Genomic DNA, 11,881 nt, shown 5'->3' on the forward strand with positions numbered 1-11,881 from the left:
GGACGGCGGGGCGGGGCCGGTGGGGCACGGGGGGCCCCCCTCTCCATGTGGCGTGGCCCTCTTGTGGGTGCCCGGTTGTCTCGCCGGGGCGCCGCCCCCCCCCCCCCCCCGGCAATGCTCAGCTCACCGGTTCAGCAACCGCTTTCTCGTCCCATACGGTATCCGGCCCCGGCCCCTTCGGCGGGGCGATCAGCACGTACAGCGCGGCGGTCACGGCGGCGGAGAGCAGGAAGCTGAAGTCGAGGCCGCCGAAGGTGTCCACCAGCGGCCCTGAGTAGAGCGGCGTGTCCACGGCCAGCAGTCCCACGGCCGAGCCGAGGGCCCAGGCGCCGGCGGCGCGCGGGTTCCAGCCGGCGCGGTACCAGTACCTCCCACCGTGCGAGCGGCGGTTCAGCACCTGGAGCGCGTCGGCGTCGTACCGGCCGCGGCAGCGTGCGTGGCCGATCAGCACGATGACCGCCCACGGCGTGCCCACGGCGGTGAGCAGCAGCACGAAGGAGGTCATGGCGTCCTGCGCGTCCCAGATGAAGTGGCCGCAGAAGACCAGCGCCGTGGACACCCCGCCCACCGCCCAGGTGGCCCTGGTCCGCGTCGTGTTCGGCACGATCGCGTCCAGGTCGAGGCCCATGGAGTAGAGCATCAGCCCCGCGTTGCCCACGGATCCGGCCGAGGCCGCGAGGAAGAGCGGCCCGAGGAACCAGAAGGGCGCCCCGGCGACCAGCGGCCCCGCGTAGTCGGTGCTCGCGTGCGCGGCGTACGCGGTGAAGGTGCCGAAGAGCTGCGGCACCAGGAGCCCGCAGACCAGGCCCACGCACGTGGCCAGGTGGACGCGGCGCGAGGTGTGCCGCACCGGGGAGACGTACCGCGTGTAGTCGCCGAGCAGGGTGATGAAGGCCATCGGCCCGCTGAGCCCGGCCGCGACGACGGACAGCAGCCAGGTCGGCCAGAAGCTTCCGAGCAGGTACGGGGTGCCGTGCAGCGGGGCGGTGGTGAAGTGCGGCGCGTACGCGAGGAGTCCGACGAGGAGCAGCGCGCTCATGCCGACCGTCAGCACCTTGGACAGCTTGAGCAGCAGCCGGTATCCGTACACGGCGCCGAGCGCGGTGGCCGCGGCGAGCACCGCGTACGCGAGCGCGTAGCCGGTGCCGGAGCGGATCAGGCCCGGCATGCCGAGCAGGCGTGCGGCCGAGGCGACCATGGCGTCGCCGCCGACCCACAGGGTCAGCGCGGTGTAGCCGAGCGAGAGCAGCAGCCCGATCACCGAGCCGAGCAGCCGCCCGCGCACGCCGAACTGCGCTCCGCTGCTGGTGGAGAGGTTGGTGCCGGTGCGCAGCGAGACCAGCGCGAGCGGCGCGACCAGCACGGTGCCGATCAGGGTGCCGAGCACCAGTGAGCTGGCCGAGGCCCAGAAGCCGAGCCCGAAGGAGACCGGCAGCCAGCCGAAGATGATCACGCCGAGCGCGAGGTTGGAGCCGAGCAGGAAGGTCACCACATCGCGGGGCCTGCCGGTGCGCTCCTTCTCGGGGATGGTGTCGACGCCGTGTTGCTCTGTGTGCATGCGCTGCACTCCCTTGTGCTGGGGCCGCGGGCCTGTACCCGGTCGCGAGCCCTGACGTTCTTAGAGCAGCGCTCAATGTGAACCAGTCGCGCTGGCGGGTCAATACTTCGCGCTCTTTCCTTGACCGTGCTTGACTCTTTGAGCAGCGTTCTAAAGCATGGGGCGGACACGTACAGGAAGGCGGGTGGAGCGGAATGCGGCTGACCCCGACCGAGCGCGACCGGCTGCTGATCTTCGGCACGGCCGAGCTGGCCCGGGCCAGGAGGGCGCGCGGGCTGCGTCTCAACGTCCCCGAGGCCACGGCGCTGATCGCCGACACGGTCTGCGAGGCGGCCAGGGACGGGCTGCGGCTCGCTGAGGCCGTGGCGGCGGCGCGGTCCGTGCTGGGCCCCGACGACGTGCTGCCGGGTGTGGCCGAGGTGGTCACGGAGGTGCAGGTGGAGGCGGTCTTCGAGGACGGTTCGCGGCTGGCGGTGGTGGAGTCGCCGATCGCCTCGTCACCGGATGCGGAAGCGCCCGGCGCCGTGCTGCCGCGCACCGGGCCGGGGCCCGGACCCCGTACGGACGCGGTCGCCCTGCACGTGCGCAACACCGCGGCCGTGCCGGTCAGCGTCACCTCGCACTTCCACTTCTTCGAGGCCAACCCGCGGCTGGACTTCGACCGCGCTGCCGCGTACGGCATGCGGCTGGAGATCCCCGCAGGATCCTCGGTGCGCTTCGACCCGGGCGGCGAGCGCGAGGTGCGGGTGGTGCCCATCGGCGGCGACCGCGTCGCGATCGGCTTCGCGGGCCTGGTCGACGGCCCGCTGGACGCGCCGGGCGCGCGGGACGAGGCGCTGCGGAGGGCCGCGGCCTGCGGCTATCTCGGCGTACGAGGAGGCACGGGAGCACGCGACGAGCAGGGCCCCCACGGCGGGACCGGAGGAGTCGAGGGAGCGCAGCCATGAGGACGCCGCACGGAGCACACCGCGAGAAGGACACGAGCGCGCCCGCCGACGCGGCCGAGTACGCGAAGGTGCACGGCCCGCGCACCGGCGACCGGGTGCGGCTGGGCGACACCGGTCTTGTCGTGCGCGTGGAGTCGGACGCGCAGCGCGAGGGCGAGGAGTTCCTGGCCGGATTCGGCAAGACCGCGCGCGACGGACTGCACCTGAAGGCCGCCTCCGTGCGCGAGACCTGCGACGTCGTGATCAGCAACGTGCTGGTGATCGATGCGGCGCAGGGCATCCGCAAGACCTCGGTCGGCATCCGCGAGGGCCGCATCCACGCGATCGGCCGCGCGGGGAACCCGGACACCCTGGACGGCGTGGACGTGGTCGTCGGCACCGGCACGTCGATCGTGTCCGGCGAGGGCATGATCTGCACCGCGGGCGCCATCGACACCCACGTGCACCTGCTCTCTCCCCGGATCATGGAGGCCTCGCTGTCCTCCGGGACGACGACGGTCATCGGCCAGGAGTTCGGCCCGGTCTGGGGCGTGGGCGTCAACTCGCCCTGGGCGCTGGGCCACGCCTTCGGCGCCTTCGACGCGTGGCCGGTCAACATCGGCTTCCTGGGCCGCGGTTCGTCCTCGCACCCGGCGCCGCTGGTGGAGGCCCTGGCCGAGGGAGGGGCATGCGGCTTCAAGGTGCACGAGGACATGGGCGCGCACTCCCGCGCCCTGGACACGGCGCTGCGGGTGGCCGAGGAGCACGACGTACAGGTCGCGCTGCACAGCGACGGGCTGAACGAGTGCCTGGCGGTGGAGGACACACTCTCGGTGCTGGACGGGCGCACCATCCACGCCTTCCACATCGAGGGCTGCGGCGGCGGTCATGTGCCGAACGTCCTCAAGATGGCGGGCGTCCCCAACGTCATCGGCTCCTCCACCAACCCCACGCTGCCCTTCGGGCGCGACGCGGTCGCCGAGCACTACGGGATGATCGTCTCGGTCCACGACCTCAAGCCGGACCTGCCGGGCGACGCCGCGATGGCCCGCGACCGCATCCGCGAGGGCACGATGGGCGCCGAGGACGTGCTGCACGACCTGGGCGCGATCGGCATCACCTCGTCCGACGCGCAGGGCATGGGCCGCGCGGGAGAGACCGTGCGCCGCACCTTCCAGATGGCGGCCAAGCTCAAGGCCGAGACCGGCCCCGTGGAGGGCGACGGTGACGGCGACGACAACGCGCGGGTGCTGCGCTACATCGCCAAGCTGACCCTCAACCCGGCCATCGCGCACGGCCTCTCGCACGAGGTGGGCTCCATCGAGGTCGGCAAGATGGCCGACCTCGTCCTGTGGGACCCGGCCTCCTTCGGCGCCAAGCCGCAGCTCGTCCTCAAGTCCGGCTTCCCCGCCTGGGGCGTCACCGGCGACCCGAACGCGGCGACCGACACGAGCCAGCCGCTGGTGTACGGGCCCCAGTTCGGCGCACACGGCGCGGCTCCGGCCGAGCTCTCGGTCGCCTTCACCGCGGCGGCCGCCGCCGAGCAGGGCGGCGACTCGATGCCCACCAGGCGCCGCCGCGTGGCGGTGCGCGGCACCCGCGGCATCGGCCCGGCCGACCTGGTGCACAACTCCCGCATCGGCGCGGTGGACGTGGACGAGCGCACCGGCCTGGTCACCCTCGACGGCGACCCGCTCCGCTCCTCCCCCGCGGACTCCGTGTCCCTGAACCGCCTGTACTTCCTTTGAATCCAGCACGGCCCGCGAAGCCAGCACGGCCTGTGAATCCAGCGCAGCCCGCGACCCGCAGGGGTCCGCACACCTCCACGACTCCCGAGGAGCCGCACACCATGAGCACACCCGCCCAGGACGGGTTCCGCATGCCGCCCGAGTGGGCGCCGCACGAGCGGACCTGGATGGCGTGGCCTTCGCCCAACCCCACCTTCGACTGCGCCGAGTCCCTGCGCGACGCCCAGCACGCCTGGGCCAGGGTGGCCCGCGCGGTACGCCGCTTCGAACCGGTCACCGTGGTCGCCCCGCCCACCGAGGCCGCCGCGGCCCGCGAGCTGCTGGGCGCGGACATCGACGTGGTGGAGCAGCCGCTGAACGACGCGTGGATGCGGGACATCGGCCCGACCTTCCTCACCGGCCGGGGCGGCCGCCTCGCCGCCGCCGACTGGACCTTCAACGGCTGGGGCGCCCAGGAGTGGGCCCGCTGGGACCTGGACGCCAAGGCCGGCGCGTACGTCGCCGATGCCGCCGGCGCCCGTACGTACGCCTCGCACCTGGTCAACGAGGGCGGCGGCATCCACGTCGACGGAGAGGGCACGGTGCTGCTGACCGACACCGTGCAGCTCGGGCCCGAGCGCAACCCCGGCTGGACCCGCGCAGAGGTCGAGGCGGAGATCCACGCGCACCTCGGCACCAGCAAGGCGATCTGGCTCCCGCGCGGCCTGACCGCCGACAACGGCACCTTCGGCACCCGCGGGCACGTGGACCTGGTCGCCGCGTTCGCCCGCCCCGGCGTGGTCGTCGCCCATGTGCAGCCCGACCCCGCGCACCCCGACCACGCGCTCTCCCGCACCAACGTGGAGATCCTGCGCGCCTCCACCGACGCGCGGGGCCGCCCCCTGGAGGTCGTCGAGCTGCCCGCGCCGACCGTGACCGAGGTGGACGGCGAGCCCGTCGACTACTCCTACGTCAACCACTACCTGTGCAATCGCGGCGTCGTGCTCTGCGCCTTCGACGACCCGATGGACGAGCACAACGCGGGCGTCTTCCGGCGCCTGTTCCCCGAGCGGACGGTCACCCTGGTCGACGCCCGCACGATCTTCGCGGCCGGCGGCGGGATCCACTGCATCACGCAGCAGCAGCCGCGTACGGACGGCTGAGCGCCGGGCCCGTACGGCCAGCAGCCCCCCGACCGGCCGGAAGGCCGTGCGGGGGGCTGCCGCGCTTCTACGCTTCCGCGCTTCGGCGCTGCGCTTCCGTAGTGGAGCGTCAGCCGTCGAAGCCGGCGTGGTCGAAGCCGCCGTCCTGGTAGTTGCCCGAGGGGCTGCCGAAGGCCGGGCCCTGGTCGGTGTTGCTGGTGTCACCGGTCACGATGTCCGAGCCGTTGATGCCGCTCCCGTCGTGGAAGCTGCCCCCGCCCGGCTCGTTCGCGATGGCGGTGGCGGCGCCACCGAGGACGGCCGTGGTGGCCAGAGCGGCGGCGGCGAGTGTGGTGCGAATACGCATTTACTCTCCTTAGTCGAGGTTTGTGCCCAAGCACTCTCTAGCCACATCACGGAGCGAGAAATCATATTTACTGTGCGGTCCACCCGGACGGCCCAGCCCCTACGGGAACACCCGTGTTATTCGCCCGGGTCTACGGGCAATCCGGGACATATGACTCTCTGGGGATACACGATGATGACCGAGCAGGCCGGACCCCGGCAGCTCGTGGACGACGTCGTCGGCGCCGAGCGCGCCGGCTTCGACTTCTCGGTGACCTCCGACCACTACTTCCCCTGGCTGGAGAGCCAGGGCCACTCCCCGTACGCCTGGTCCGTGCTCGGCGCCGCCGCGCAGGCCACCGAGCGCATCCCGCTGATGACGTACGTGACCTGCCCGACCTTCCGCTACCACCCGGCGGTGGTGGCGCAGAAGGCGGCGACGCTCCAGCTCCTGTCCGAGGGCAGGTTCCGGCTCGGCCTCGGCTCCGGCGAGAAGCTCAACGAGCATGTGGTGGGCGGCGACTGGCCCACCTCGGCCGTGCGCCAGGACATGCTCGGCGAGGCCGTCGACATCATCCGCGCGCTGTGGAAGGGCGGCTACGTCACCCACCACGGCGACCACTACGAGGTCGAGGCGGCCAAGCTCTGGGACCCGCCGGAGCAGGCGCCGCCCATCGGGATCGCCACCTCGGGCGAGCGGTCCTGCGCGCTGGCCGCCGAGAAGGGCGATGTGCTGATCGCCACCGAGCCCAAGTCCGAGCTGGTCGAGGCGTACCGGCGGCACGGCGGCACCGGCGCGCGGATGGGCCAGATCCCGGTCTGCTACGACCCCGACAGGGACGCGGCGGTGGCCAGGGCGCACGATCAGTTCCGCTGGTTCGGGCTGGGCTGGCGCGTGATGTCGGAGCTGCCGGCGCCCCCGGCCTTCGCCGGCGCCACCTCCTTCGTACGCGAGGAGGACGTGACCGGGACCATTCCGTGCGGCGACGACGTGGGCGAATTCGTCGAGAAGATCCGCCCGTTCGCGGACGCGGGCTTCACCGAGGTGGCGCTCGTGCAGATCGGCGGCGCGCACCAGCGGCCGTTCTTCGAGTGGGCGGAGCGGAAGCTGCTGCCGGCGCTGCGCGAGCTGTAACCGGCGCCCGTCGGTGCCCGCCTTACGGATATCCTGCTGGCCTGCGACGACGGAGGAGGCGAGCAGGCAGTGCCGGCACGCACCGGGGGAGGGCGACCGCGCCGGTCGGCGCAGCCGCGCGAGCGGCTGCTGGCCACCGCGATGGAGACGATCGCGGAACACGGCCTGGAGCGGCTGACGATGGCCGGGCTCGGCCGCCGCGTCGGGATGAGCAGCGGCCATCTCCTCTACTACTTCAAGAGCAAGGACGAGCTGCTGCTCCAGACCCTCCAGTGGAGCGAGGAGCAGCTCGGCGCCGACCGCCGCGCCGCGCTGGCCCGCCGGGTGCCGGCGCGGGAACGCCTGGACACCTTCGTCGACCTCTACCTCCCCGAGGGCCACCGCGACCCGGCCTGGGCGCTGTGGCTGGAGGTGTGGAACAGGTCGGTCACCGCCGACGACGAAGTGCGCGCCCGCCAGCTGGAGTTGGAGCTCGCCTGGCACCGCGACCTGGTGGCGCTGCTGGTGGAGGGCGCGACGCGGGGCGAGTTCCGCGCGGTGGACGCCGACGCGTACGCGACCCGGGTGCGGGCCCTGCTCGACGGCTTCGGCACCCACCTGGTGGTGGGGCTGCCCGGCACCGGCAGGGCCGAGGTGGACGGCCACGTACGGGAGTTCTTCGACGAGACCCTGATGTCCCGCTGACTTCCTCCCGTACGGGGCCGGGGCGCCGGTCCGTGGGCGGCCGTCGTCGTACGCGGCCGGGGGCGGCCGTCGTCCGGCGTTACTCGGGCGGGTTCACACCCGCGCGGAGCAGGCCGTACGTGTAGCCGTCGTCCAGCGCGTGCCAGGACGCGGCGATGACGTTGTCCGCGACGCCGACGGTGGACCACTCGGCCGAGCCGTCGCTCATGGACACCAGGACCCGGGTCGTGGACTGGGTGCCGTGGGCGCCCTCCAGGATGCGGACCTTGTAGTCCACGAGGGAGAGCTTGGCGAGCTCGGGGTAGATGCGCTCGAGCCCGGCGCGCAGCGCGCGGTCCAGCGCGTGCACGGGGCCGTTGCCCTCCCCCGTCGTGACCAGGCGCTCGCCCTTGGCCCACATCTTCACGGTGGCCTCGTTGGCCTGCTCGCCGTCGGGGCGCTGCTCGACGATGGTCCGCCACGACTCCACCTCGAAGAACCGCCGCGCGCCGCGCTGCACCTCGTCCCGCAGCAGGAGCTCGAAGGAGGCGTCGGCGGCCTCGTACGTGTAGCCCTTGAGCTCCTGCTCCTTGACCCGCTCGACGATCCGGCCGACCAGCTCGCGGTCCCCGGCCAGGTCGTAGCCGAGCTCCTTGCCCTTGAGCTCGACGGTGGCGCGGCCCGCCATGTCGGACACCAGCATCCGCATGGTGTTGCCGACCAGCTCGGGGTCGATGTGCTGGTAGAGGTCGGGGTCCACCTTGATCGCGGACGCGTGCAGGCCGGCCTTGTGCGCGAAGGCCGAGGTGCCGACGTACGGCTGGTGCGTGGACGGCGTCAGGTTCACGACCTCGGCGATGGCGTGCGAGATGCGGGTGGTCTCGCGGAGCGCGCCCTCGGGCAGCACGTTCTTGCCGTACTTCAGCTCCAGCGCGGCCACCACGGGGAAGAGGTTGGCGTTGCCGACCCGCTCGCCGTACCCGTTCGCGGTGCACTGCACGTGGGTCGCGCCCGCGTCCACGGCGGCGAGGGTGTTGGCGACCGCGCAGCCGGTGTCGTCCTGGGCGTGGATGCCGAGCCGCGCACCGGTGTCCGCGATCACGGTGCGGACCACGGCCTGCACCTGCGCGGGGAGCATGCCGCCGTTGGTGTCGCAGAGGATCACGACCTCGGCGCCCGCCTCGTGCGCGGCGCTCACCACGCGCTTCGCGTAGGCCGGATTCGCCTGGTAGCCGTCGAAGAAGTGCTCGCAGTCGACGAAGACCCTGCGGCCCTGCTCGCGCAGGAAGGCGACGGTGTCCCGCACCATCGCCAGGTTCTCGTCCAGCGTGGTGCGCAGGGCCTTCTCGACGTGCTCGTCGTGCGACTTCGCCACCAGCGTCACGACGGGGGCGCCGGAGTCGAGCAGGGCCCGCACCTGCGGGTCGGTCTGCGCCGGTACGCCCGCCCTGCGGGTGGAGCCGAAGGCGACGAGCCGCGCGTGCTTGAAGTCGATCTCCTTGGGGGCGCGCTCGAAGAACTCGGTGTCCCGCGGGTTCGCCCCCGGCCAGCCGCCCTCGATGTAGCCGACGCCGTAGTCGTCGAGGTGGCGGGCGATGGTGAGCTTGTCCGCTACGGAGAGGTTGATGCCCTCACGCTGGGCGCCGTCGCGCAGCGTGGTGTCGAAGACGTGGAAGGCGTCGCTACTGCTCATGTCTGGTGGCTCTCCTGGGTCAGTGGTTCCGGAAGGAATCGCTCCACTTGCCCCCATCTTCCCGCGCCGCCTCGCCCCCGGCCGTGGTGGGGCCAGAAAACGAAAAAACCCCTCGCGGGTGCGAGAGGTCTGCGCGCGGGTCTGGGACACGGTTTCCGTTCGCCGCCTGGGTCTGCGGCAGACGGTCACTGCGGACCGGCGCGCCTGCGGCCAATAATGGTGGCGTACGAGGGCACGGCTGGAGTCTTCCACACGGGGGGCACACCCCGTGACGCCCGTCTCACGATGCGGATGTGAGCTTCACGACAGGTGGGGCTTTTGCGTCACCGCGTACGCAATCGCCCGCCCTTGACTCCGCCGATGAACGCACCCCACGCATCCGCCCCGAAGACGACCTCGGGCCCCGCAGACCGCTTACTGTCCCGGACGGGGAGTACGCCGGGGAGGCCGTCGGCGACCTCGACACAGCTGTTGTCCGAGGACGCGCTGTAGCTGGATTTGCGCCACTGCAGAGTGCGGTTCACGAGTATCCCTCCTTCAACACCTTGCGGATCAGCGTCGCGGACGCGTGCGGGGACAACGCCTTGCCTTGCAGTCGCGAGTAGAGCACGGCGTACCGCGTCACTCTGTCAGGTTCCTCGAACATCTCCCCGGAGTGAATACCTTCGGTGTACGCGATGCGCTCCCCCCTCCGGACAGCACGGCCAGTTCCGTGCAGTCGAACGTGAGCACCTGGACCTCGCAGCGCGGCCTCTCCCCCAAGTCCAAGAGGCGCACGAGCTGTTCCCCCATGACCTCGGCGGAGCCGACGACCTTGTACAGCACCGATTCGTCGACGATCACGGAGAACCACGGGGGCTGCTCGCGGGACAGCACCTCCTGGCGGTCCATGCGGGCCGCCACCACTTCGTCCAAGGCCCCATCGGCGAACACCCGGCCGGCGGCCATCAAGTGCCGCGCGTAAGGCTCGGTTTGGACCAGGCCGGGAATCACCTGCCCGAACTCCTGGATCGAAAGGGCCTCTTGCTGCAGCACCATGAAGCGCTGCGCCCATTCCATGTACGGCGACCTGCTGATGAGCCGCCAAAGCTCCATCAGCACATCCGTCACTCCCAGCGCTGCTTCCAGGCGCTGGGTCAGGTCCTTGCCTGGCGGCACGGTGGCCAGTTCGACCTGGGCGATGCGGGCGTGCGAGGTGTACGCCTTTCTGCCCAGCTCCCCCTGCGTCAGTCCCGCCGCCTCGCGGAGCCTGCGCACCTTGCAGCCGAGCAGCGCGGCCACGCTCGCCGTGGGGTCGAGTTCCTTGGGCACGGGCCGAGGCTAGACCGCCGGAGGACGCCGGGTGACGGCGTGCGGGTGTCACACCCGGGGCGCGGGCCCCATGCCCGCGCCCCGTACAACAGTCTGTCCGCTCAGGCCAGCCTGTGCATCCAGCCGTGGACGTCCTCCGCGCGGCCCGTCTGGACGTTCAGCAGCGCCTCGCGGAGTTGCATCGTGATCGGGCCCGGCTCTCCGTCGCCGACCTTCCACGCGCCGCGGGCCGACTTCACGTCGCCGACCGGGGTGATCACTGCCGCCGTGCCGCAGGCGAAGACCTCGGTGAGGGTGCCGTCGGCGTTGCCCTGGCGCCAGTCCTCGGTGGAGATGCGGGCCTCGGCGGTCTCGTAGCCCAGGTCGGAGGCGATGCGCAGGAGGGAGTCGCGGGTGATGCCGGGGAGCAGGGTGCCGGTCAGCTCGGGGGTCACGATGCGGGCCCCGGAGCCCGACCCGTACACGAAGTACAGGTTCATGCCGCCCATCTCCTCGATCCAGCGGCGCTCGTTCGCGTCCAGCCAGACCACCTGGTCGCAGCCCTGCGCGGCGGCCTCCTTCTGCGCGACGAGGGAGGCGGCGTAGTTGCCGGCGCACTTGGCCTCGCCCGTGCCGCCCGGCGCGGCGCGCACGTACTCCTCGGACAGCCAGACCGAGACCGGCTTGATGCCGCCGGAGAAGTACGGGCCGGCGGGGGACGCGATGACCATGAAGGTGTACTCGTTGGCGGGCTTCACGCCGAGGCCGACCTCGGTCGCGAACATGAAGGGGCGCAGGTAGAGGGACTCCTCGCCGACGCCGGGCACCCACTCCTTGTCCTGCGCGACCAGCAGGTCGCAGGCCTCGATGAAGGTCTCGACGGGCAGCTCGGGCATCGCGAGGCGGCGGGCGCTGTTCTGGAAGCGGCGGGCGTTGGCGTCCGGGCGGAAGACCGCGACCGAGCCGTCCGGCTGCCGGTACGCCTTGAGCCCCTCGAAGATCGACTGGGCGTAGTGCAGCGTCATGTTGGCCGGGTCGATCTGCAGCGGCGCGTACGGCTGGAGCTGCGCGTCGTGCCACCCGCGGCCCTCGGTCCACTTGATCGTGACCATGTGGTCGGTGAAGTGGCGGCCGAAGCCCGGGCTGGCCAGCACCGCCTCGCGCTCCGCCGCGGGCAGCGGCTGGGCCGAGGGCTTGAGGTCGAAGTCGATTCCGGTCATGTGAGCGCGTCCTCCGCTGAGTGTGATGTCGGACCGCGCTCCCGTGCCCGCAGTACGTGGACGTCCGAGCGTTGCCTCATATCGCGGTCCCACGTTCGATTATCGCGCGCGGGAGGCTGCGCCGGGGCGGGCGGTCCTGGGTTCGATGGTCGCACCCGGCCGCCGCACAGCACAGCGGCCGG

At 71.9% G+C, this 11,881-nt stretch carries 10 protein-coding genes and 1 pseudogene; 5 read left to right on the forward strand and 6 right to left on the reverse strand.

What is annotated here, in order from left to right:
- Positions 1–118: 118 nt before the first annotated feature.
- Positions 119–1,558, reverse strand: a complete 1,440-nt coding sequence (locus tag ABEE00_RS27505) for a cytosine permease (protein ID WP_345748391.1) — start codon at positions 1,556–1,558, stop codon at positions 119–121.
- A 194-nt stretch (positions 1,559–1,752) separates the two neighbouring features.
- Here ABEE00_RS27505 and ureA point away from each other — a divergent pair, with 194 nt between their 5' ends.
- From ureA to ABEE00_RS27520, 3 genes are all read left to right on the forward strand, one after another.
- A complete protein-coding gene (gene ureA, locus ABEE00_RS27510) occupies positions 1,753–2,505 on the forward strand; it encodes an urease subunit gamma (protein WP_345748392.1) in 753 nt (250 codons plus the stop codon).
- Positions 2,502–4,232 (forward strand): urease subunit alpha, encoded by a 1,731-nt coding sequence (locus ABEE00_RS27515; protein WP_345748393.1) that lies wholly within the window; start codon positions 2,502–2,504, stop codon positions 4,230–4,232. Before ureA ends, ABEE00_RS27515 begins: the two co-directional genes overlap by 4 nt.
- A 101-nt stretch (positions 4,233–4,333) precedes the next feature.
- Complete coding sequence (locus ABEE00_RS27520; RefSeq protein ID WP_345748394.1) at positions 4,334–5,374, forward strand: agmatine deiminase family protein; 1,041 nt, start codon at positions 4,334–4,336, stop codon at positions 5,372–5,374.
- Between the two features lie 109 nt (positions 5,375–5,483).
- On the opposite strand, the gene ABEE00_RS27525 is transcribed toward ABEE00_RS27520, so the two are convergent.
- The gene (locus tag ABEE00_RS27525) at positions 5,484–5,720 is read right to left on the reverse strand and encodes a hypothetical protein (protein WP_345748395.1); all 237 of its coding nucleotides are present in this window, start codon (positions 5,718–5,720) and stop codon (positions 5,484–5,486) included.
- Positions 5,721–5,870: 150 nt separating this feature from the next.
- Here ABEE00_RS27525 and ABEE00_RS27530 point away from each other — a divergent pair, with 150 nt between their 5' ends.
- A complete protein-coding gene (locus tag ABEE00_RS27530) occupies positions 5,871–6,833 on the forward strand; it encodes an LLM class F420-dependent oxidoreductase (protein ID WP_345748396.1) in 963 nt (320 codons plus the stop codon).
- 69 nt (positions 6,834–6,902) lie between these two features.
- Positions 6,903–7,517 (forward strand): TetR/AcrR family transcriptional regulator, encoded by a 615-nt coding sequence (locus ABEE00_RS27535; RefSeq protein ID WP_345748397.1) that lies wholly within the window; start codon positions 6,903–6,905, stop codon positions 7,515–7,517.
- Between the two features lie 79 nt (positions 7,518–7,596).
- Here the strand turns inward: ABEE00_RS27535 and cimA are convergent, their stop codons facing one another.
- From cimA to ABEE00_RS27555, 4 genes and pseudogenes are all read right to left on the reverse strand, one after another.
- Positions 7,597–9,189 carry a citramalate synthase gene (cimA, locus tag ABEE00_RS27540; protein ID WP_345748398.1) on the reverse strand — a complete coding sequence of 531 codons (1,593 nt, stop codon included), beginning with the start codon at positions 9,187–9,189 and terminating at the stop codon, positions 7,597–7,599.
- Positions 9,190–9,512: 323 nt separating this feature from the next.
- Entirely contained in the window at positions 9,513–9,713 is a 201-nt protein-coding gene (locus ABEE00_RS27545) for a DUF397 domain-containing protein (protein ID WP_345748399.1), read from the reverse strand.
- A pseudogene (locus tag ABEE00_RS27550) lies at positions 9,710–10,500 on the reverse strand (helix-turn-helix domain-containing protein). Before ABEE00_RS27550 ends, ABEE00_RS27545 begins: the two are co-directional and overlap by 4 nt.
- 101 nt (positions 10,501–10,601) lie before the next feature.
- Positions 10,602–11,699 (reverse strand): branched-chain amino acid aminotransferase, encoded by a 1,098-nt coding sequence (locus ABEE00_RS27555; protein WP_345748401.1) that lies wholly within the window; start codon positions 11,697–11,699, stop codon positions 10,602–10,604.
- Positions 11,700–11,881: the final 182 nt, after the last annotated feature.

This window comes from Streptomyces odontomachicola (assembly GCF_039605595.1).
Lineage (GTDB): Bacteria > Actinomycetota > Actinomycetes > Streptomycetales > Streptomycetaceae > Streptomyces.